Origin of the sequence: Rhodococcus sp. 114MFTsu3.1, assembly GCF_000383555.1 — a bacterium.
GTDB classification, from domain to species: Bacteria; Actinomycetota; Actinomycetes; order Mycobacteriales; family Mycobacteriaceae; genus Rhodococcoides; species Rhodococcoides fascians_E.
This window is the reverse complement of sequence record NZ_KB911547.1, coordinates 373022-393870: the sequence shown is the minus strand read 5'-3', so window position 1 is coordinate 393870 and position 20849 is coordinate 373022. Positions and strand designations below refer to the sequence as shown.

At 63.0% G+C, this 20849-nt stretch carries 20 protein-coding genes; 5 read left to right on the top strand and 15 right to left on the bottom strand.

Translation table 11 applies throughout. The features are described 5' to 3' along the window. Positions 1-98 precede the first annotated feature (98 nt). The 11 genes from H292_RS27035 to H292_RS0110090 all read right to left on the bottom strand — a co-directional run bounded on the left by H292_RS27035 (position 99) and on the right by H292_RS0110090 (position 12336). Positions 99-1589, bottom strand: a complete 1491-nt coding sequence (locus H292_RS27035; protein ID WP_037188186.1) for a 2-oxo acid dehydrogenase subunit E2 — start codon at positions 1587-1589, stop codon at positions 99-101. Continuing rightward, the gene (locus H292_RS0110135) at positions 1571-1927 is read right to left on the bottom strand and encodes a muconolactone Delta-isomerase family protein (RefSeq protein WP_020111335.1); all 357 of its coding nucleotides are present in this window, start codon (positions 1925-1927) and stop codon (positions 1571-1573) included. The genes H292_RS27035 and H292_RS0110135 overlap by 19 nt, the downstream gene beginning before the upstream one ends. Before the next feature lie 10 nt (positions 1928-1937). After that, complete coding sequence (locus tag H292_RS0110130) at positions 1938-3932, bottom strand: alpha-ketoacid dehydrogenase subunit alpha/beta (protein ID WP_020111334.1); 1995 nt, start codon at positions 3930-3932, stop codon at positions 1938-1940. Between the two features lie 328 nt (positions 3933-4260). After that, a complete protein-coding gene (locus tag H292_RS27030; RefSeq protein ID WP_051127739.1) occupies positions 4261-5022 on the bottom strand; it encodes an IclR family transcriptional regulator in 762 nt (253 codons plus the stop codon). A gap of 88 nt (positions 5023-5110) precedes the next feature. Then, positions 5111-6169, bottom strand: a complete 1059-nt coding sequence (locus tag H292_RS0110120) for an NAD(P)-dependent alcohol dehydrogenase (RefSeq protein ID WP_020111332.1) — start codon at positions 6167-6169, stop codon at positions 5111-5113. Between the two features lie 70 nt (positions 6170-6239). After that, complete coding sequence (locus H292_RS27685; protein ID WP_020111331.1) at positions 6240-7244, bottom strand: hypothetical protein; 1005 nt, start codon at positions 7242-7244, stop codon at positions 6240-6242. Then, positions 7241-8176: an SMP-30/gluconolactonase/LRE family protein gene (locus tag H292_RS27020; RefSeq protein ID WP_020111330.1), complete on the bottom strand. Its 936-nt coding sequence runs from the start codon at positions 8174-8176 to the stop codon at positions 7241-7243. Before H292_RS27020 ends, H292_RS27685 begins: the two co-directional genes overlap by 4 nt. After that, positions 8173-9348, bottom strand: coding sequence for a mandelate racemase/muconate lactonizing enzyme family protein (locus H292_RS27015; protein WP_020111329.1), 1176 nt, complete (start codon positions 9346-9348; stop codon positions 8173-8175). Before H292_RS27015 ends, H292_RS27020 begins: the two co-directional genes overlap by 4 nt. Next, on the bottom strand, positions 9332-10105 hold the full coding sequence (locus tag H292_RS0110100; protein ID WP_020111328.1) for an SDR family NAD(P)-dependent oxidoreductase: 774 nt from the start codon (positions 10103-10105) through the stop codon (positions 9332-9334). Before H292_RS0110100 ends, H292_RS27015 begins: the two co-directional genes overlap by 17 nt. Then, positions 10102-11220, bottom strand: coding sequence for a Gfo/Idh/MocA family protein (locus tag H292_RS0110095; RefSeq protein WP_231383805.1), 1119 nt, complete (start codon positions 11218-11220; stop codon positions 10102-10104). Before H292_RS0110095 ends, H292_RS0110100 begins: the two co-directional genes overlap by 4 nt. A gap of 132 nt (positions 11221-11352) precedes the next feature. Then, complete coding sequence (locus tag H292_RS0110090) at positions 11353-12336, bottom strand: sugar phosphate isomerase/epimerase family protein (protein ID WP_020111326.1); 984 nt, start codon at positions 12334-12336, stop codon at positions 11353-11355. A 682-nt stretch (positions 12337-13018) separates the two neighbouring features. Here H292_RS0110090 and H292_RS0110080 point away from each other — a divergent pair. From H292_RS0110080 to H292_RS27010, 3 genes are all read left to right on the top strand, one after another. Next, a complete protein-coding gene (locus tag H292_RS0110080) occupies positions 13019-13426 on the top strand; it encodes a GntP family permease (RefSeq protein WP_231383810.1) in 408 nt (135 codons plus the stop codon). 175 nt (positions 13427-13601) lie between these two features. Further along, entirely contained in the window at positions 13602-14981 is a 1380-nt protein-coding gene (locus tag H292_RS0110075; protein WP_155949783.1) for a sugar porter family MFS transporter, read from the top strand. A gap of 565 nt (positions 14982-15546) precedes the next feature. Next, entirely contained in the window at positions 15547-15792 is a 246-nt protein-coding gene (locus H292_RS27010) for a hypothetical protein (RefSeq protein WP_020111322.1), read from the top strand. Between the two features lie 451 nt (positions 15793-16243). Here the strand turns inward: H292_RS27010 and H292_RS27005 are convergent, their stop codons facing one another. Genes H292_RS27005 through H292_RS0110045 form a run of 4 tightly spaced genes read right to left on the bottom strand, consistent with a single transcriptional unit; the run spans position 16244 to position 19029 of the window. Beyond that, on the bottom strand, positions 16244-16720 hold the full coding sequence (locus H292_RS27005) for a GlcG/HbpS family heme-binding protein (RefSeq protein ID WP_020111320.1): 477 nt from the start codon (positions 16718-16720) through the stop codon (positions 16244-16246). Further along, positions 16717-17472, bottom strand: coding sequence for an SDR family NAD(P)-dependent oxidoreductase (locus H292_RS0110055; RefSeq protein ID WP_020111319.1), 756 nt, complete (start codon positions 17470-17472; stop codon positions 16717-16719). Before H292_RS0110055 ends, H292_RS27005 begins: the two co-directional genes overlap by 4 nt. A 39-nt stretch (positions 17473-17511) precedes the next feature. Beyond that, positions 17512-18279 carry an SDR family NAD(P)-dependent oxidoreductase gene (locus H292_RS0110050; protein ID WP_020111318.1) on the bottom strand — a complete coding sequence of 256 codons (768 nt, stop codon included), beginning with the start codon at positions 18277-18279 and terminating at the stop codon, positions 17512-17514. A 30-nt stretch (positions 18280-18309) separates the two neighbouring features. Next, positions 18310-19029 (bottom strand): SDR family oxidoreductase, encoded by a 720-nt coding sequence (locus H292_RS0110045; RefSeq protein WP_027498724.1) that lies wholly within the window; start codon positions 19027-19029, stop codon positions 18310-18312. A gap of 168 nt (positions 19030-19197) precedes the next feature. Between H292_RS0110045 and H292_RS27000 the strand changes: the two genes are divergently transcribed. Both H292_RS27000 and H292_RS0110035 read left to right on the top strand, forming a co-directional pair. Beyond that, positions 19198-19866, top strand: coding sequence for a GntR family transcriptional regulator (locus tag H292_RS27000; protein WP_020111316.1), 669 nt, complete (start codon positions 19198-19200; stop codon positions 19864-19866). A gap of 106 nt (positions 19867-19972) precedes the next feature. After that, positions 19973-20833 (top strand): aldo/keto reductase, encoded by an 861-nt coding sequence (locus H292_RS0110035; RefSeq protein WP_051127738.1) that lies wholly within the window; start codon positions 19973-19975, stop codon positions 20831-20833. The last annotated feature ends 16 nt before the right edge of the window (positions 20834-20849 follow it).

The following is a 20849-nucleotide window of genomic DNA, read 5'->3' as shown; positions in this document are numbered from 1 at the left end:
TTGTCGCACTCCTGACATCTTTATCGCAATGCAATCGAACAGCACCTTGGTGAAGAGGGTCTTATGCATCGCGAGACATCGACATCGGTTCCGCCCCCTTAGGCAGTGGGGACCGGCAACACGTCGAATTCGCATGCTTCGAGTCGCTTCTTGACCGCGCCGAGGTACAACGCTGCAGTGGCTCCGTCGATCAGTCGATGATCGTAGGTCAGCGCGAGGTAGACCACCGACCTGATCTCCACGGTCTTGTAGTCGTACTCATCGGTGACGACTCGCGGTCGTTCCACGACTGCGCCCGCGCCCAGGATCGCGACCTGGGGCTGATTGATGATTGGTGTGTCGAATAGCGCACCGCGCGATCCGGTGTTGGTCAACGTGAAGGTTCCACCGGTCAGTTCATCGGCACCGATGGTGTTATCCGTCGTGCGGCCGGCGACGTCGGCGGTCTGTACTGCCAATTGTTCGATGTCGAGGCTCGATGCCCCGGTGATGACGGGCGCGAGAAGTCCTCGGTCAGTGTCAACTGCGAGGGCGAGATGGACTTCGGGATGGTAGGTGACGGTCCCGGCGTCGGTGTCGATGGACGCATTGATCACGGGGAATTCACTGATCGAGTCTACGGCGGCGGCGGCGAAGAACGGCGTGAATGTCAGTTTGGTCCCAACGCGTGCTAGGAAGTCGTCCTTCAGTCGTGATCGCAGCGCGGCAAGATCGGTGACGTCCGCCTCGACGACCGTGGTCAACTGGGCAGAAACACGCAGGGACTCGACCATCCTTGAAGCAATGACGCTGCGCAGTCGGGTCAGTTTCTCGGTGCGCGACTGCGGCACCGACGTGGGGCGGGCATTGCCCGCCGCGATGTCGGACAAGCGAATGCGCCCCCTGTGGCCGGTTCCGGTCACTTCGGACAAGTCACGCCCGGTGCGTTCGGCCACGATACTCACTAGTGGGCTGATGTAGTCGGTGGTGTACTGCACCTCGGTGGGCATTTCGGCGAGCGGCGTGGCGGCCTCGTCGGTGCGCTTGGCGACGTGAGCGAGTAGGTCACTCTTGCGTATCCGGCCGCCGAGACCTGTGGCCTGCACTTGGCTCAGATCGACGTCGAGTTCCGCGGCCAGGCGCCGAACAAGAGGTGTGAGGTATCTCGACGTGTCGGGTAGTTGCATCACCTTCGCGGGCTCGGGAGCATCCTCGTCGTCGCCGGATGTTGTCGTAGGGGTCGACACCGGCTCGGGACGGGAGCCATCGTCTCCCGTCTCGCGGAGAGGGTCGCCGGAGACGTCGCGCGGTAGGTTGTCGGTGGCGTCGACCGTGCCGACCGAGTCCTCGGTGGGCGTCGCATGAGGCTGGACGTCGTCGATGACTGCGATCTCGCTGCCGACTGCGATGACGTCGTCCTCGGCTGCCGCGAGCGTGGTGATGCGCCCTGCTACCGGGGAGGGTACTTCCGTGTCGACTTTGTCCGTGGCGACCTCGAGAAGTGGTTCGTCCTTCTCCACGAGGTCACCCTCGGCTTTGAGCCACCGGGTGATGGTTCCTTCGGTGACGCTCTCGCCGAGGTTAGGCAGGGTCACTGAGATTGCGGCCATGTCTGCCGTCCTTCGTTCGTGGGTGGCTGGTTAAAGAAGCCCCGCAGTGGGTCGTTCGGATGCGTCTCGGTGGCGTATACAGCGATGGTCGCCAGGGGAAACAACGGTAGGCTTGCCAGGATCTCATCGAGTTCCGTGCGGTTGGCCGCGCGCCACAGTCCCCAGTTCGCCCATCGCCCCGGAATGCGCCACAGGCGCACGAGGTGACCGGACTCGCTCAGCTCACTGGCTCGCTGCGCCTCTGCTCGTCGCAAGGCGTCGAGGTCAGGTTCACCCATGTCCGTGGGAACGGTGAAGTCGATGGTGACCAGGAACTCGGCCGAGTCGGAGATGCTCATTGTCGGCCCATCAGGCTGGAGTGAGAGACGCGAGCTTGCGGGCTGCGTCCTCGATGTCCGCCGCGCCGGGGAGAACGGCCGCCTGGAGGGCGGGCGCGGAGGGCATCCTGAGTTCGTCGAGCCCGATCCGATGGACGGGGCCGCGGAGAGTTCCGAAATGGCGTTCGGTGATGCGGGCCGATACCTCTGCGCCGAATCCGCCACTGACGTTTGCCTCGTGCACGACGAGTACGCGGCCGCTGGTCGCTGAGACGACGCGGGCGATCGCGTCGTCGTCGAGGGGACGCAGCCACCGCAGGTCCAGCACGGTTGCCTCGATGCCGTCAACGGCGAGGTTCTCGGCTGCGGTCAGCGCGGCTCCGAGCATCGCGCCCCACGTGATGATCGCGACATCTGCCCCCGTCCGGTGAGTCCGTGCCCCGGCAGCCGCTTCGACGCGTCCGCCCGCGGTAACCGATCCGGATTCCTGGTACAGCGACCGGTGTTCGATCAGCACGGTGGGATCGGGGTCGCCGATCGCGGCACGGGTCATCGAGTACGCGTCCTGGGCTGTGGCGGGAAGTCCCACCTTGATGCCGGGGATATGCGCCAGGATGGCTTCGATGGACTGGGAGTGCTGCGCGCACGAACCTGGTGTCACACCCTGCTGCATGCGGATGGTCAACGGTGCGGACAACCGCGACCGGTTGACGTAGCGAACGTTCGCGGCCTGATTGATGATCTGATCGAGCGCAACGAAGACGAAGTCTGCCCACATGATCTCCACGACCGGCCGCATGCCCTCCATCGCCGCACCGACGGCGGCGCCGAGAATCGCCGCCTCGGCGATCGGGGTATCGAAGATACGCGTGTCACCGAACTCCTTGTGCAGTCCTCGGGTGACTCCGAAGATGCCGCCGGCGAAGCCGACGTCTTCACCCCAGATCGCCACCTCGGGGCGGCTCACCATCTCCGTGCGCAGCGCCAAATTGATCGCGCGCAGGTAGGTGAGCTCCTTCGTCGGCTCATCCGGCGCATCGCTGATCGCATCGTCGGAGGTCTCGGCGGGTGCGTAGACGTGTTCGGTGACGTCGTCGGTGGTGGGCTCGGGCATCTGCCGCACCTTGTCAGCTATCTGGTCGATCGTGGTGTAGACATCTTCGTCGATCGCGTCGATCTCGTCTTCGGACAACGACCCCTTCTTGACTGCTGAGTGCACCAGCAGGGCCAGCGGGTCACCGGCACGCGCCGCTTCCGAGTCCTCCTTTGGGCGGTAGTGCTGGACGTCCTTGTTGTAGTGACCGGAGAGTCGGACCGTCTTGCATTCCAGTAGAACGGGTCCCTCGCCGCGACGGCATGCCGCGGCCGCAGAGGCCACGGCCTCCTGCACGGCAAATGGGTCGCCACCGTCGACTACCCGACTGTCGATGTGCAGGCCCTTACCGCGGTCGATCAAGTCTTCGCCGCGCGTGACGGCGGCGGTGGGCGTCATTTCGGCCCAGCCGTTGTTCTCGCAGAGAAAGATCACCGGCAGTTTCCGGGCTGCTGCGAAGATCATTCCCTCGGTGGTGGACCCCTGGTTCATCGCACCGTCACCGATAGACGTGACCACGACGCGGTCCGTTCCCTGAAATTGCGAGGCGAGCGCGACACCGGCGGCAATCGGGACTCCGGCACCCACGATGGAGTTTTCGCCAAGGAAGCCGTGGTCGGGATCGCTAAGCAAAGGAGATCCAGCGCGCCCACCGTTAACTCCGGCACCGCGCTGTGCGATTTCGGCCATCAGCGCTGTCGGATTGCTACCGCAGGCCAACGCCCACCCGTGTCCGCGGTAGGTGGACAGGACTCGATCCTGCGGCTGAAGGGCCGCCAGTGTTCCGACAGGGATCGCTTCTTGGCCGAGACACAGGTGGATCGAGCCGGCGATCAGCCCTTCCCTGCCGAGATCGAGAATTTGCTCCTCGAACCGGCGGATGAGGGCCATACCGCGGTACGCGGCGGCGGGGGAGAAGGTGTCGGTGGGCACTGGTTAGCTCCTTGGGATGAGTGACAACGGGTCTCGGCTGCAAGCGCCGAGCGAGGTGTGTCAAATTTCGGCGAGCCACGGGCCATGAACAGGTTGGCTACCGGACAACTCGTGTCGACCGTCACCTTCGACACTAGATCTTTCAACACTATGGAGTCAAGTATCGCAATGCGATAATAATCTACAGAGGCGCGGACGCAGCCATTTCCATGGACGCCACCACCAGGCGCAGGCACTAGGCACTAGGCACCGGAGCACGTCAGGCGTCGCCGAGCATCGACGGCTCGACACCGGCCGCACAATCAATCGTCGAGCAGAGCTTGCTCAATCAATCGTCGAGCAGAGCTCGCTCGGCCGAACGAGCTATACCCAAGGCGGTGGTGACCAGAGTGTCGCGGGACCGCTCGAAACGGCTGGTAGGGCACGAGACGGTGAGTGCGGCGATGATGCGGTCGCCGACGAGAACGGGGACTGCGATGCAGGATACGTCCTCGGAGAATTCTTCGAGATCCGTGGAATATCCCCGCTCGCGGATGGCATCGAAATCTGCCTGCAGGCAGTCGGGTTCAACGATGGTGGTCTTGGTTCGGCGTTCGAGTGGGTGTTCGCGAAGATACTGCTCACGCAGACCGGGGCGCGCGAAAGCAAGCAGCAGCTTTCCCGACGCCCGCGCGTGGGCGTAGCCGTGCGCGCCACGCTGCAGTTGCATCACACGCACCGCATGAGACCCCTCCGCCGTCGCCACTACCTCGATCTCCCCGTTGTGCCAGGCACTGACGTATGCGGTCTCGCCGGTGACGTCCGCCAGTTCCTTGAGTGAACCCTCCAGCATCGCGACCGGTTCGCCCTGCTCCAGGTATGCATCGGAGAGCATGCCGATGGTGGGCCCGAGCCGGTATCCGCGCGAACCGCTCTTCACCAAGGCACCTTCCGCAACCAACGTGTTAAGCATGTGGTACGTGGTCGGCAACGGCGAACCGAGGGTCTCGGCAACATGCTTGGCCGACACCGACTCTCTCGACGCGACGGTAGACAGCACAGTGAAGGCCTTGCTCACTGAAGCGATATACGGACTACGGCGCTCGACCATGGCTACATCATCGCATCGTCAGAGCGTGTTCGAGCACTGCGGCACAAGCTTCGGCTCCAGTACCGGTCCCAGTTACTTCGATCATGGGTCAGAAGGTGATGAGGGGTTTGATGACGCCATCCTTCTTGTGTCGCATTACGTCGAAGGCCTCCTCGGCAGCTTCGAAGGGAAAGCGGTGCGTCGTCATCGGTGTCGGGTCGATACGTCCACCTTCGATCAGTCGAAGGATGCGCGAGAGTCGCTCGTTGCCTCCAGGACACAGACCGCCGCGGATCTTCTGGTCCCCGTGACCGAGTCCGAAAGCTGCGATGTCGATCGGGAGAGGGTCGGATCCTTCGTGATAGCCGACGTTGGAAAGCCGACCTCGCGGTTTGAGGATGCGGAAGGCCGCATCGAAGGTCTCCTTGGTGCCGAGCGCTTCGACAGCCGCATCGACGCCTGCCCCGTCGGTAAGCGCGAGGATCTGATCCACGGTGTCGCCGAGGGTGTAGTCGACGATTTCGTCGGCGCCGAACTTGCGGGCGAGGTCCTGCCGTGCCGGTACGGATTCGACCACGATGATTCGGCCGGCGCCAAGCAGGCGTGCACCGATGGTGGCGGAAAGGCCGACTGGTCCACCGCCGATGATTGCGACGGTCTCACCGAGCTGCAGCTCGCAATTTTCGGCGCCCATCAAGCCGGTGGTGAGCATGTCCGTGACGTAGACGGCCTGCTCGTCGGTAACCGCGTCCGGGATCGGGGTCAGGTTGCCCCGTGCATTGTTGACAAGGAAGTACTCAGCCATATTGCCGTCTCTGGCACCGGTCGCACGGTAGCCGCCCAGCATTCCTTGGCAATGCGAACTGTGCCCGGTCTGGCACGCGTCGCACTCGAAGCACGGAGTGATGGCCGAAACTGCAACGCGCTGACCGACTTCGATATTGTCGACCTCGGATCCAATGGCGTGGACGACACCCACCGACTCGTGACCGAGTGTGCGCCCGTCGGAAACGGTAATGCCGCCGCCGACGGTGTGCACATCCGACGTACAGATCATCGCCGCAGTCGTCCGCACGACGGCATCGTTGGGGCCGGGGACAGGAATGGGCTTGGACTTGAGTGCGACTCGCCCTATTTCAGCCAGAACGAGCGCTCGCATCTCGGACATGAGGTTGTCTCTCCTTCGGTCGAATTCGTGTGGGCCTGCGATGTAGCTGCTAGACGTTGTCGCAGGTCTGTCAGGTGCCCGATGGGGTGTCCGTGATCGTTCGAGTAAGCGTTCCGTCACGACCGACGAAACTGACGGGAACATCGAATTGGTCGGTGAGCAGTCGCAGCGTCAGCCAACTCGTCTGTACCGCGCCTGGATCGAGTCGCAGCTGTTGTCCGCGCGTGCGCGCTCCGTCCAGTCCGTCGAACGGCCAAGCGCGGTTGGGTTCGACGCCCATCATGCTGGCTCGGCCGAACCACGGGAATTCATTGGTGCGGGTCAGAGTCCACAACCACAGCGCCGGCCACGTCTCGAGGTCCCACGCCATAGCGATGCCGGGAGTGTTCTTCGCAGCCGGGGGCCGGTAGGCGACCCATCCTTCGGCGAGCGCGTGTTGGTAGGTCAGGCGGTGTTCGGGCTCGGCGTTGACGACACTGAGGTCGACGGTTGTGCCGCTGGAACCGGGAACGTGTGGCCAGCTGCCACCGCGGCCGTCGAGTCCGCCGGGGGCGGTGGGTTCGACATCGACTGTGCAGGCCGGGAGATCGATTCTGCTCCCGTCGAAGGTGGGAACCACGGGGTGATGGCCCCAGACGAAGTCCGCTGGCTCGGTACCGTCGTTGACCACAGTCTCTTCCAGAAACAGGCATGGAGAGGCGTCGTCGAGTCGCATCGATCGCGTGAGAGTCAGCGGGGTCCGGGCACCCACCTGCAGGCTACAGCTGGTGGAGGTCCGCTCGAGTACGTCCCATTCCGACACGGAGGCTTCGCCGTGAAACGGGGTGGCGATGCCGTTCACGGAGGATTCTGCTCCGCTGTTTGGGAACAGTTCCTGCCAGCCGCCGCGGTAGTCGCTCAACCAGTCGGTGCCGCTGTCACCGTAGCGATGGCCGTCACGTGCGCGTGTCGGTGAGCGCCAGTTGTAGTGAGCGAGTGCGTTGGCGGTCGAACCCGCTGCGGTGATCGACAGGATCTGCGCGCCGTGTTCGGGTTCGAGCTCGATCTCGATGTGGTCGTTGCCGAGGTGGATCATGCGGTTCCGACCGGCTGCGCGGAGCGGGGGCGAGCCGTCGGCACCACTGCAGGTGCGCCGATCTCGGCCCGCAGGAGTGCGGCGTTGCGGGACACCGTGGGGTCGTCTGTTCCGAAAGGTGGTGCGCAGCAAAGGTAGAGCGTCGTACCGTCGTCGCCGCCGATGCATGCGGAGTAGACGGCAAGGTCACCGGTGTCGACGAAGTCTGTGACGTCGCCGTGTTCGCGGATCCGTGCGATGCCGTGACCGGACGCGTCCGCGACCCACAGACCGCCCGCTCGATCCGCCGCGAGTCCGTCGGGAAGAACGTCCAGTGCGTCGACGCCGACGCCTGTGTTCCAGTGGTCGGACTCGTTGCCGAACCGAGCCCACTCTCGGCGCCCGCTCAAGTCACCGGAAGAGGAGATGTCGAAAGCCGTGATGCGGTTGGCGAAGGTCTCGGCGACCAGCAGCACGGTCTCGTTGTCGGTCAGTGCCATCCCGTTCGGAAAGTTCAGTCCATCGGCGGCGACGCGGGTCGACCCGTCGGCACCGACGCGGACGATGACGGTTGGTGCGATCGCGTCCTCGCCTGGTTCGTCGTCGCCGAAACATCCGATATAGGCGTTACCGCGGGAGTCGATCACCATGTCGTTGGCGGTGCCGTTGAGCAGGCTGGACAGGTCGGCGACCGTGTCGAACCCGTTACCGGTCCATTCCAGCAGCGAGCGGGTGAGCATAGAGACGACTCTGAGTCGGCCGTTGGGCATGAATCCCAGGCCGGAGGGTTGTCCGGGGACGTGGCACACTTCCTCGATGTCGTCGCCGCGTAGGCGTAGCACGCGGTGGGTGTAGAAATCGGACAGGAACAGGCTGCCTTCGAACCAGCGAGGTGCTTCGAGGAAGGAGAATCCGTCCGCGATCTTCTCGGAACTGATGTGGGTGATCGTCATGCGGGACCTCCGGCGGTGACGGGTGCGGGGTCGAGATGGTTCGGTGACGACCAGGAGTCGACGGCGTGGAAGGACACCGCGTCCATGTCGAGAGGAAGCGCCAGGCCCGGCGCAGTGGGGGTGAGCCAGGTTCCACCATGGATGGGCGCTGGTTCGCTGAGCAGGTGCCACAGGGGGTCCGCACCGACATGGTCGGGTATGACTTCGATCGTCGCGACCGACGACGATGCTGCGGCCAACGGCGCGTGAAAGTGCGGCCAGACGTGGGGTGCGACGTGGGCGGAGTGACGTTCCGCAGCCTGCAGGGCGGCCAGTCCGGTGGTGTAACCGCCGCTCGCGGTGACGTCGACGCGCAGGTATCGCACGCCGGCACCCAGCAGATCGTCGAACCCGGTGAGGTTGACCAGGTCCTCGCCCGACGCAACCGGGGTCGGCGAACGGGACGTGAAGTCGGCGACGTTGTGCCAGTCCAGGCTGGGGAAGGGGTCTTCGATGAAGCGAACACCACGCTGGTGAATGTCCTCGCAGTAGGACATCGCATCGGGCACGGAGTCGAAGGCACCGTGAAAATCCACCGCGATGGAGATGTGATCGGGGTGCGCTGCCCGCATCGTGTCGAGCAGGTGCAGATCGGCGCGGTGGTCGTGGCCTGGGAGGATCAGTTTCAGGGTGGTGTATCCGTCGTCGACGAAACGCAGTGTCTCCTCGACGAGTTCGGCGACGGTGCGGTTGTCGGAGAAGTAACCGGCGACCGCCATCAACGGTGCATCAGCAGTACCGGACCCGAGGACTGCGGTCAGCGGCAGGCCTTGTCGCTGGGCGTGGATGTCCCAGAGCGCGATGTCTACCAAGGACGCTGCTCGGGCGAAGGCAGCCCAGCCTGGGGCCAGGCGTTTCTTGAGTGCCGTGTGGGTAGCTTCCGGGCATGCCGGGAGATCGCCGAGGTGACCGCATATGACCCTGGTGGCTTCGAGAAGAGGTGTCCCGCGGGTGTATCCGACGGCATATCCGGTGTACCCATCACTTGTCGTCAGGCGTAGAACAACGTAATCGCGAGTCGTGTACGAGATTGCTCCGAGGTTCAGCGGAACCGGCAGTGGCAGCGCGCACAGCCACGCCTGCGCCCCCGTGACCGTTCCGACGTCCTTGGCGGGGTCAGGGTGTCTGTTCATGACCCACGCTTCCGTCTAGCACGAGACCTCCGTCGGCACGAATGACCTGCCCCGTGACGTAGCGGGCACCTGGGTCGGCGAGCAGCGCGACGGCGGCAGCAACTTCCTCGGGTGACCCGATCCGGCGGGCGGGAATGCGCTTGAGGTAATTCTCACGTACTGCATCTGTCCAGGCGGCATCGTTGAGAGGGGTGTCGGTGGCACCCGGCGATACCGCGTTCACAACGATCCCGGCCGGACCGAGTTCGACGGCCAACGCGCGGGTCAGACCGGTCACCGCTCCCTTGGCGCTGACATATGCGGATAGATCGGTGGGCGGCTGCTCGAACACGACGGAGCTGACGTTGACGATGCTGCCCGACTGCTGACGAGTCATGTGCTGAGCGGCGACCTGACACCCCCACACGTAGCCGAGGAAGTTGATCGAGAAGAGAGATGACCAGTCATCCTCCGTGGTCTCTAGAAACGGTTTGACCATCAGCCGGGCTGCATTGTTGACCCAGAAGTCGATACCGCCGAAGGCGTCGGCTGCCTCGTTACCGAAGGCGACCACCGCGGCTCGATCGCTGACGTCCACACTACGCAGCAGCGCCCGCCCGCCTGCATCGCGAATCTCGCTGGCAAAAGCTTCGCGGGCGTCGTCGTCGCCACGGAAGGTGCCCGCGACGCTTGCTCCTCGTGCGGCGAGATGCAGTGCGAGTGCTCGCCCGATGCCACCGGAGGCTCCGGTAACAACGGCACGCAATGGTTCGGTCATCGCGGTAACTCCCGGTAGCTGATCGTCTGGCGTTCGCCTGTTTGTGCTGCCCGCAGGATCGCATCAGCGACCTCTGCGCAGCGGTATCCGTCCTCAAGCGTGGCACCATGCGGACCGATCGGGGTGTCGTTCCTGATGGCCGAAAGCAGGTGTTCCATCTCGTGAACGAAACTGTCCTCCCACCCGATCATGTGTCCGTGCGGCCACCAGTTTTCCCAGTAGGGATGATAGGTCTCCGATACGAGCACTGTCCGAAATCCTTGGGCCCTGTCACCCGGTGTAGTGCCGGCCAGGTGTAGCTCGAGTTCGTTCATCCGCTCCTGGTCGAAGATGACCGTGCCTTTGGTAGTGCTGATCTCGAAGCGCATGTGGTTCTTGCGCCCCGGCGCCACTCGCGTGGCCTCGAGGGTTCCCAGGGCACCACCTTCGAACTGCAGGACTGCGTCGAAGGCGTCGTCGACGTCGACGGTGCCGCCGGGTCGTTCCTGGGTGAAAGTCACGGTGTTGGCCGAGATGGTGCTGGGCTCCCCGACTAGGTATCGGGCGAGATCGATGATGTGTGCGCCGAGGTCGCCGAGCGCACCGGAGCCGGCGGTCTCCTTGTTCAGACGCCATGATGTCGGTGCTTGTGGATCGACAAGCCATTCCTGGTGGTATCGGGCACGGAAATGTCGCACCTCTCCCAGGGTTCCGTCCTCAAGCATTTCTTTGACAAGTCGGATGGCGGGGAAGAAGCGGTAGTTGAAGGCGGTCATGGCCTTCACTCCGGTCTCTGCCACCCCGGACCACACCGCGAACGCTTCCTCTGCGGTGCGCCCCAGTGGTTTTTCGCAAATAACGTGTTTTCCGGCCTGCGCAGCGGCGATCGTAGGCTCGAGGTGCTGGTCGTTAGGGCCGCCGTTGTCGAAGATCAACACGTCGGGGTCGTTGACGATGTCCCGCCAGTCCGTCGTGTGCTTGGAATAGCCGTAGCGTCTGGCGGCTTCCTCCACACCTTCTTCGTTGCGGCCAGCGATGTGAACAAGTTCGACGTTCATCGGCGGCGGCCAGAAGGTGTACGCGATCTTTTTGTAGGCGTTGGTGTGTGCCCTGCCCATGAACGCGTACCCGAGCATTCCGACGCCGGCGGTAGGGATGTCGGTCGCCTCGGACCTCTTGTCGCCCTGGGTGAAGAAAGAAGGGGAACTCATAGTCAATAACTCCGAAATCGTTGTGCAGCAGAGGGCGGGGTATTTGCTGGACCGATGTCACACCAGCCAGAAATGCTTCGCTTCCGGATCCATCGGCTCCTTGACGATGAGCGGCCGCAGGTACGCCGCTGCCTTCTCCGCACCGTCGCGCTCACTCATGACCGGGTCCTCGTGCTCGTAGGACATCACGTAGTCGTACCCCACCTCGAGCAAAGCAGTAATGATGCGCTTCCACGGCACCTGACCCCAACCGACAACCCGATAGCGGGCCGCGCGGCGGGGGTTGCGCCACGATCCGGTCGATAGCACACCGTCGCGGCGGATCTCGTCCTCCTGGACCTCGAAGTCCTTCGCGTGCACGTGCAAGATTCGGTCACCGAAAGTCTTGACGAAGATCACCGGATCGATCTGCTGCCAGATGAAGTGGCTGGGGTCGAAATTGAAGCCCCAGTCGTCACGGTCGAGCTTGTCGACGGCCATCTGAGCGGTGGTGATGTTGTAAGCAATCTCGGTGGGGTGCGTCTCGTGAGCGAACTTCACGCCCAGCTTGGCGAACTCGTCGAGAATTGGATTCCACCGCTCCACGAACAGATCCCACCCCGCGTTGTAGATCTCAAGGTGCTTCGGCGGCCAGGTGTACCACGATCCCCACACTGTGGAGCCGAAGAAGCCATTCACGACCGGAATCTCGAGGTCAGATGCCGCGCGTGCCGTGCGGATGAGGTGATCGCGTCCGTACTCGAACATCTCCTGTTTGTCCGTCACGGGTGACCAGTCGTCGAAGCTGGCGTCGTTCGGCGGAAGCACCTGCTGGGCGGACAGGTGATCGGAGAGTGCTGAAATGGTCAGACCCCGCGAGGCGAGCATCTTCTTCAAATTCCTGCCGTACTGAGCGTCCGAGCTTGCCCGGTCGAGATCAAAGTGCCCGGATCCCATCCAGGTGGTCAGTTCGACTGCTTCGTACCCGAGCTCCGAGACGTAATCTGCAACGTCCTCAAGCGGCTGCGAATCGAAGAGAGCTGTCAGAATTCCGAGTTTCATGTCAATCCTCACGTGAGAACAGCGGTGGTCCGAGACAAACCAACCTGATCGACGACGAAAGTTGCTATCCGTCAACGCAAATCGACGATTCGATGACGTCAAGCGTTCAGGTTGGGATCTGAATCACTATGACGCACGTCGCACTGAGTTGTCAATATGCTGAGCTGATTGTCGCACTGCGATAACTAGTCGAGGTTTTCGTCGCACGTCCCGACGGGCTGTAGTCGCATTTTGCGAACCAGGGCAGCGGATCGGTCGACCGCCCGTCGAACGAGCAGCGGGGGCGTTCTACCCGCAGGACCGCACTCCGCGCAGCGTTTTGCGACCTCTCGGACTCTGGACCCAGATTTATCGCATTGCGACACACATAACAGCCAGTTGACAATTTGGCCGCGATCGCCGATGGTGATCCGTATCTCACGGTGCGCGCAGCACGCGGTTCCCGCTCAGGCGACCAATTTTCGGTCCGCTACTGATTGCGTTGCGTCCATTCATCTTTGATCCGCAATAGCAACAGGAGAATCGTGAAAGCCGCCATCGCCGCGCCCCTGGTGCTCATCATCGGTGCCACGTTCGGCACCAACCTCCTGACGAGGGCAACCTGCTTCTTACGTTCTTCTGCACCCCCGTGGTCGCCCTCCTCATCGCGTTCTACGTCCCGGGCATACGCTGCGGGTCGACAATGCAGGAGTTGTCCACTCTCGCCGGCAAATTGGTCCGCCCGGTGGGAATGCTGCTCCTCGTCGTCGGTGCGGGTCCCGCACTCACGGACAACACGTCCGCCGCGGGACTGCCGATCATCGTGCTCGCCCAGATCATCAGCTGTGCACTGCGCACGGCTCAGGGGTCGGCGACCGGCGGCGTGGTCGGACCACTCATCACCGCGCAGGACTACTCGAAGATGTCCGTCACCCTCAACGCCATGGCGATCGAGGCCGCCTCCATCATCATCGGCCACGTCAACGACGGCGAGTTCTGGATCATCGCCGAGTTCTCCAACGTGGCCGTCAAGCAGACGTTGCTCACGTGGACCGAGCTGTCGATCGTCAACTCCGCCGTTCCGGCCCAGCTGTTCACGATCGTGAGCTGATCTCCAACCCCGCGACGGGGCGGACCGCCTGAAGTGGCACCGACTCTGCACCCTTCACCTGGGTTGAGCCAAACGTCCGGGGCCAGAAAATTACGAGTCACAACCACGCAGCTGTAGTGCGCCCGTCGGGCTCACTTGCCACATCGGCCACACGGCCCTTCCCAAGGAAAGCACCATGACCAAACCTATATCTACCGGATCCGTTCACCCGACGGAGCATTCCGGACCCAACTCTGTTGTCAAACTCGCAGCCAGCGTTGCAGCGCTCGGCGGATTCCTCTTCGGGTACGACACCGGCGTTATATCCGCAGCTCTACTTTACATTACGCCGGAATTCAGTCTGAGCGAGGGCGGGCAGCAGATCGTAGTGGCGTCACTGCTGCTTGGCGCGATGGGCGGCGTACTGGTGGGCAGCCCATTAGTTGACCGAGTCGGGCGAAAGTTGACCCTACTCTTCACCTCTGCGGTATTCGCACTCGGTGCCGTAGCCGCCGCGTTGGCTATGTCAGTCGAGATGCTCGTCGTTGCCCGAGTTGCACTCGGCGTCGCGGTAGGCGCGTCATCGGTGGTCGTCCCCACCTACATCGCTGAAATCGCGCCCAAGGCCAGCCGTGGATGGCTGGTGTCGTTGAACCAGCTGATGCTGACCGCCGGGATATTCGTGTCCTATCTCGTCGGCTATGCGTTGGCGGAGTCCCAGAACTGGCGCTGGATGGTCGGGCTGGCCGCGATTCCCTCCGCAATAATGTTCTTTGGCTTGTTCACCCTGCCTGAAAGCCCGAGATGGCTGGCAAATCACGGGCGACGAGATGAAGCGCGAGCTGTGCTGATGCGGTCGCGTACCGAAGCCGAAGCAATCGAGGAACTCGCCGAGATCGAAGAAGCATCCAGGGCGGAGGCTCGTTTCACTTTTCGCGATCTTCTGTCCCCTCGCCTGCGCCCAGCTGTCATTCTTGGCGTCACCGTCGCTGCTGCCAGCCAACTGGTAGGAGTGAACGCCGTCATCTACTACACGCCGACGCTGCTCAAGCAGTCCGGATTCGGCGACTCGGCTGCCATCCTCTCCTCGGTCGGAATCGGTGCCGTGCTGATGGTGGTGACCGGTCTGGCTCTCGTCTTCATCGATCGCGTCGGACGTCGCCCTTTGCTTCTAGGCGGGATCGGCACGATTGTCGCGTCACTGGCGTACCTCGGAACCCTTTACCTGGTGTACGGAGCTGAAGAAGTCCCCAAACTGCCTCTGGTGATCGGACTGTGCGTTTACATCGCTGCGTTCGCCGCCAGCCTCGGTGTGGCCATCTGGCTGATCAACAGTGAAATCTTCCCCACAGCAGTGCGAGGAAAAGCAGCAGGGTTCGGGATCATGACGCACTGGGGTCTGGACTTCCTTGTTTCTCTGACCGTCCTCACTGCTATCAGCGCCATGACAGCCACCGGCGTGTTCTGGATGTACGCAGTCTTCGGAGTCATCAGCTTTGTGATCTTGCAGCGCAAACTGCCCGAAACCAAAGGCCGGAGCCTCGAAGAAATCGAACAGTCCTTGCAGAAACACTGATGCTGACGCCACCTCTGGCATCAGCCGGCCACGATTGCCTGATGCCAGGGGTGCGCACCTGTCACACTTGATCGGACTCAATTTGAGAGCTGTGCATGGCCGGCGGCGGCAGGCAATTGATTCAGCGAAAGCAACTTGCAGTCGTTCACTGGACAATGGATCTTATCTGAGTTGGACATATTGGTCGATGGCGGTGGGGCATTCGGTGATCCGACGCATAGGTGCGTTACGGGCTCCAGGGGGTAGGGCTCGCGGGCAGGCCGACCATCGGGACGCCCGAACGTGAGCGGTGAGGTGTGGTGTTGTCCCGCCAATGTCCCCGGAATCAGCCCGGAGACTGGTTACTGGTTGTGCCCTCGCTGGCGCGCCTGAAGTCAAGTACTCATGGAACAGGAGGAGTGGTGGTGTGGCATTGGCGCAGGGTAATTCACCAGCCCACAGGCGATCGTTCGGGGCGGGACTGGGCGCACCCACTACTGTGGGCAATCGCCCTTGGTACGGGTGTTCTGGTGTTTGATGACAGCGACCTCAGCGCCAGCGGCACTGCCGCGGCGTGGTGAAAACAATGGCCGTGGAGAAGTCAGGTGATGCCATGGTGGATTTCGCCGTGATGTGGGAGCCGTTCGGCGGGGCACCGCCCGAAGACGTCTTCGTCAAATTCGGTGTACCACTGGCCGAATACAAGCGTCGCCTGCTCACCCGATTGAGTAGCGCGGACCGCGCCGAACTGATGGGCCCTGCACTCCGCGCCCGCCTTATCGAATACTGCGTGCACGCGACCGGCACCACACGGCAAAACCCCTATCTATAGGCCATTTTTATCCGTCAGCGGCGGGCTCCTGAAAGGAGACTCCTTAGCCCAAGTGGGGAGTGTCGATCATCGCGACGCCGCGAACACGGCCGGGGGCTGCCGCAGCAAGCGCACGCCGAGCTCCCGAAGCGGTGCCTCAGGCCAGTCCAACCTAAAAGTCATTGAGCGCCCGCGACGGGCCGGTGATGGGCCAGTTTGTCAGCGGGTCCGCGGTACGCGGCTGTCCAACGCAAGCCTTGCTCGCCGAAGGTCGGGCGGTCAAGGTGTAACGGCCGGTGCGGTGCGGTGTTCTGCGCCGTGGACGGTGGTCCCAAGGCTAACGGACTTGAGGCGCGCCCTATCCCTGCTCGTTGCCGGCGTAACCGGCGACGGTGGAGGCGATCGTGAGATCGTTACCGGGCACGTGCCCGGCCGTCAGTAGCAGCACTTCTGGCGTGACGAGTTATCCGGACTAAGCCGGGTTGGCAAATTGGCCAGCCTGCCCTTCCTGACGGTGTCCCCGTCCCAGGCTGTCCACCGCAGCTTGCGCGATGGCTTCGTCCTCGTCGGGTGACCCACCGGAGATTCCGATCGCACCCAACAGTGACTGCTGTGATCGGTCCTGATTCGCCTTGTGGATGGGCAGCCCGCCTTGTACGGCGAGCACTTCGCCGAGCATCGATGGCAGGCCCAGCAGCGCCGGACGGCCGGCGGTCGAGACCAATGCCTCGATGTCGGCGGACGGCCGGTTGAACAGAGCGGCTGCGCGTGCTTTCGCGGCACTGACCTTCGTGGCTGCGGCATGTACGCCGTCGTGGCGATGCTGGAGCACGATGTTGCCGCCGGTGTCGACGATCGTGATCGCTACGGGTTTGCCCAGCCGGAGTGCACTTGCAAGTGCCACTTGTGCTGCGGCAGTTGCTGAGTCGAAGGTCAGGTGCGTGCTCATCGGGGGAGCAGTCCGCCGTCGAGGGTGATGATCTTGTCTGTGAGGTAGGCGTTGGTCACCATGCTGGCCGCCATGGCGGCGACCTCGTCGGGCTGACCGAGCCGACCGACGGGGATGGGCATGGGGAGCTTGTCGCTTCCGCCTGGACCGGTTGGGAGGATGCGAGTGTTGCCGATCAGTGCGGGAGCCAGTGTGTTGACTGTGACACCGTGCGGTGCAGCAGATTTCGACAACGAGTGCATCAGTCCGTGGAGTGCGGCCTTGCTCGAAGCGTAGTGAGCGCCGATTACGCCGCCGTTGAGTGCTGCGATCGACGAGACGAACAAGATTCGTCCGTAGGACCGCTCGATCATCGAGGGAAGTGCCTTCTGGGCGAGAAGGAAAGGGGCGGTGACGTTGACTGCGAATGTCTCGTTCCACTGGGAGAGGCCGATGTCGGCCAGATCGGTCTTCGTTCCGATGCCGGCGTTGGCTACCAACAGATCGACGGAGCCGAATGCCTCGCTTGCGTCGTCCACCAGCTGGGAGGCAACGGTGGGGTCCGACAGGTCACCCGGAGCCAGCTCGACGCGTCGCCCCAGCCTTTCGGCATATGTCGCGACCTTCTTCGCGTCCTCGATGTGGTGTCCGTGAGCAAGAAAAAGATCGGCACCGAGCGCAGCGAGGCGATGGGCGATTGCCCCACCGATTCCTCCGGACGCACCGGTGATGAGCGCGGTTCGTCCTCGCAACGGAGTTGAGTTGTCTGACATGGTATTTCCTTGGTTAGGTGGATGAGGCGAAGGTTGCGTTCAGCCGAGGCGCGGCTGGCCATTGGATGCTCCGAGGCCGCCGTCGACCGGCAGGATCGCGCCGGTGATGAAGGACGCGTCAGCGCTGGCGAGGAAGGCGATCGCGGCTGCAACCTCCGCGGGCTCGGCACCGCGGCCGAGTGGAAGGCGGTCGATGAAACGGTTCATCAGATCGGTGTCGTCGTGCATGTCGGCCGTCATCGGAGTTTCGGTGAAGCTGGGTGCGACAGCATTGACTCGGACTCCGGCCAGTGCGTGGTCGAGGGCCAGAGCGCGGGTGAAGTTCGTCAGTCCGCCCTTGGCCGCGTTGTAACTCGCCGCACCCCAATCGCCGCCGACACCGGACACGGAGGTGACGTTGACGATGTTGCCCCTGGAGGCCTCGAGGAAAGGCATGGCAGCTTTCGCGGTGTGAAAAGCCCCGGTCAAGACGGTCCCGATCATCGCGTTCCAGTCCTGAGCACTGGTGGTGGAGATGGTGCCGGACGGTCCGATGCCGGCACTGTTGACGACCAGGTCCAGTCGCCCGAACTCGTCGACGATTGCGGTGATCAGCGCCTGTACGGCGTCGTAGTCGGTGACGTCGAGCTGGCGAGAAACGATAGTGCCCGGCAAGTCGTCGGTGACGATCTCGTCGAGCTTCGAAACTGTCCTGCCGGTGATCACCACCAGGGCACCCTCTGTCGCGAGACGGCGGGCTGTGGCGGCGCCGATGCCGGAACCCCCACCGGTCACCAGCGCGACCTGCTTGTCGAATCGTGTAGTCATGTTGCTCCTTCGGATAAGAGGGATCGGGCATCACACGAGGCGTGCGCCGCCGTCGACCGTGAGTACCTCGCCGGTCGTGTACCCGTTGTCGATCAAAAAAAGCACTGCTTTTGCGACATCCTCGGGGGTGCCCACTCGGCCCGCCGGAAGTGACGTTGCCGTGCTGTCGAACATGTCCCGCTTTTCGGACTCACTCAAGTGCGCCCAGCTCGGAGAGTCGACGACACCCGGATCGACGGCATTCGCGCGACGTGGCGCGAGCTCGACTGCAAGTGAGCGCGCGAGGCCCTCTACGGCTGAGTTGGTGGCGGTCACTGCGACGGTGCCTACTCCCGGACGGCTCGAGGCGACACCGGAGAACATGGTCACCGATCCGTGTGCGGGGAGTGTGGGTTCGAATGCGAGCACGGTGCGGTAGTAGCCCCAGAACTTGCTCTCCATGACGGCGTGCGCATCGTCGATCGAGAGCTCTCGGAACGGCGCGTAGGTCAGCGCTGCGGCGGAGAGAACCAGGTGATCGACGGTGCCGGTACGGGTGGGGAGTGAGGCGATGGAGGCGGGATCGGTGAGGTCGACGACCGCGCCGCGTGCGGTGCCGCCGAGGTCGGCTGTTACGGCGTCGACGTTGGCTTGGTTGCGCCCTGCGACGATCGGTATTCCGCCCTGCGCGAGTACGAGTCGGGCGACGGCGAGTCCGATCCCCGAGGTTCCGCCAACGATGAGCGTGGTGGTTTCTCGGAAGGAATTCATGGTCTCCTCTTGCATGATTATCGATAATTTGGCGACGCCCCAAGCATGACACGGTTCGATTCCGGACGAAATCGAATGAGGCGCGCATCACCACAGGTGTAGCGCTGAGGCCTTATTATCGATAATCTGTGCAACGGCATGCGCGTTCGAGGTACACAGGAGATGGTTATGGCACCACGTCAACCACTGCGAAACAAGATTCGTGAACACTTGCTGACGCGCGTCCTCGACGGCGTCTACAGCCCCGGGGACCCAATCCGTGAGCTCGACGTCGCTGCCTCGCTCGGTGTGTCGCAGGCACCGGTCCGGGAGGCTCTGCGAGAACTCGCAGCCACGGGCCTCGTCGAGTACGTGCCCAATCGAGGTACCCGGGTGCGCGCGCTGCGCAGTGAAGACCTCGAACAGTATTACCCGGTTCGGGCGGCCCTCGAAGGCCTCGCGGGAACGTTTGCTGCTCCTCGAATGAAAGGTGCCACAGAACAACTCGATCGCCACATCGACGCGATGGGTACCGCATCCGAATCGGGTGACCTCGTCCGCTTCGCGCGCGCCAGTGCCGCGTTCCATCGGCACATTGTCGAAGCAGCAGAGAATCGGGCGTTGTTGGACGCCTGGCAAGCACTCGGAATCGAAATTCTCACGACAGTCAGCCTGGCCACCAGCACTATTCCGCTCGCACGCATTGCGGACGAACACCGGCCCATCGCGGCGGCCCTGAACTCCGGCGACGCCAAGAAGGCCTCCACGTTGCTGCGCAACCACGTCGGCGATTACGGGACGAGGGCGAGGCACATCACGCGCAGGCCCCTTCGTGATCCTGCGTCCCCTGTTCCGTGACCGCTGCCCCCATCACGAAAGCTCATATCGCAGAATGTAATTCGACTGCGGTATCGAGGTGGTCCACGCTGAAGAACACTCAGCTCGCACAATCTTGGAGAATACGATGAACGCGCCCTCTGCTCCGACGCTGACACTGAACAACGGCATCGAGATGCCCCGTCTGGGCCTTGGCACCTGGCCGATGAAAGGCCGCCAGGCATCCGATGCCGTGACGGCGGCACTCGCCTCCGGATACCGATTGATCGACACAGCCGCCGCGTACGGCAACGAGCAGGCTGTCGGCACGGGAATGCGGGACTGCGGCATTGCCCGCAGTGAGCTGTTCGTGACCACGAAGCTCGCAAATGCCCACCATGGGTACGAGTCGGCCCTGCGCGCCTATGACGCGTCGGCATCCGCGCTCGGGCTCGACTACATCGACCTCTACTTGATCCATTGGCCTATGCCAGGACTCGGGTTGTATGTCGAGACGTGGCGCGCTCTCGAGCACTTGTTCGACACCGGCGCAGTACGTGCGATCGGGGTATCGAACTTCAAGCCCGCTCATCTCGACACGCTGATCGACGCCACCGAGATCGTGCCTGCGGTCAATCAGATCGAACTCAACCCGCGTACCAATCGACGCGACTCGCGCGACCACCACAGTCGAACAGGCATCATCACCGAGTCGTGGAGCCCCCTCGGCCACCCCGGCTCGGACCTGCTCAGCGAGCCGGTGATCCGGCGACTCGCAACGAAGTACGAGAAATCTCCTGGCCAGATCGTATTGCGATGGCATATCGAGCTGGGCTTGATAGCCACGCCGAAGTCGGCAACTCCTCAGCGCATTGCCGAAAACATCGAGATCTTCGATTTCGAGATGACGGATTCGGATGTGCACGCGATCAGTGCGCTCGATACGGGAGCCGTCCAGGCCGTGGATTCGGATCAGCCGCTCTCACCGCCACCCGGTGTGGTCTCCTGAATAGATTCCCGTCTCA

Coding starts and splice junctions, on each gene's coding strand:
- H292_RS27035 (WP_037188186.1), bottom strand. CDS start 1,589: ATGGCCGCAATCTCAGTGACCCTGCCTAACCTCGGCGAGAGCGTCACC.
- H292_RS0110135 (WP_020111335.1), bottom strand. CDS start 1,927: ATGAGCATCTCCGACTCGGCCGAGTTCCTGGTCACCATCGACTTCACC.
- H292_RS27030 (WP_051127739.1), bottom strand. CDS start 5,022: ATGGTCGAGCGCCGTAGTCCGTATATCGCTTCAGTGAGCAAGGCCTTC.
- H292_RS0110120 (WP_020111332.1), bottom strand. CDS start 6,169: ATGTCCGAGATGCGAGCGCTCGTTCTGGCTGAAATAGGGCGAGTCGCA.
- H292_RS27685 (WP_020111331.1), bottom strand. CDS start 7,244: ATGATCCACCTCGGCAACGACCACATCGAGATCGAGCTCGAACCCGAA.
- H292_RS27020 (WP_020111330.1), bottom strand. CDS start 8,176: ATGACGATCACCCACATCAGTTCCGAGAAGATCGCGGACGGATTCTCC.
- H292_RS27015 (WP_020111329.1), bottom strand. CDS start 9,348: ATGAACAGACACCCTGACCCCGCCAAGGACGTCGGAACGGTCACGGGG.
- H292_RS0110100 (WP_020111328.1), bottom strand. CDS start 10,105: ATGACCGAACCATTGCGTGCCGTTGTTACCGGAGCCTCCGGTGGCATC.
- H292_RS0110095 (WP_231383805.1), bottom strand. CDS start 11,220: ATGCTCGGGTACGCGTTCATGGGCAGGGCACACACCAACGCCTACAAA.
- H292_RS0110090 (WP_020111326.1), bottom strand. CDS start 12,336: ATGAAACTCGGAATTCTGACAGCTCTCTTCGATTCGCAGCCGCTTGAG.
- H292_RS0110080 (WP_231383810.1), top strand. CDS start 13,019: ATGCAGGAGTTGTCCACTCTCGCCGGCAAATTGGTCCGCCCGGTGGGA.
- H292_RS0110075 (WP_155949783.1), top strand. CDS start 13,602: ATGACCAAACCTATATCTACCGGATCCGTTCACCCGACGGAGCATTCC.
- H292_RS27010 (WP_020111322.1), top strand. CDS start 15,547: ATGGCCGTGGAGAAGTCAGGTGATGCCATGGTGGATTTCGCCGTGATG.
- H292_RS27005 (WP_020111320.1), bottom strand. CDS start 16,720: ATGAGCACGCACCTGACCTTCGACTCAGCAACTGCCGCAGCACAAGTG.
- H292_RS0110055 (WP_020111319.1), bottom strand. CDS start 17,472: ATGTCAGACAACTCAACTCCGTTGCGAGGACGAACCGCGCTCATCACC.
- H292_RS0110050 (WP_020111318.1), bottom strand. CDS start 18,279: ATGACTACACGATTCGACAAGCAGGTCGCGCTGGTGACCGGTGGGGGT.
- H292_RS0110045 (WP_027498724.1), bottom strand. CDS start 19,029: ATGAATTCCTTCCGAGAAACCACCACGCTCATCGTTGGCGGAACCTCG.
- H292_RS27000 (WP_020111316.1), top strand. CDS start 19,198: ATGGCACCACGTCAACCACTGCGAAACAAGATTCGTGAACACTTGCTG.
- H292_RS0110035 (WP_051127738.1), top strand. CDS start 19,973: ATGAACGCGCCCTCTGCTCCGACGCTGACACTGAACAACGGCATCGAG.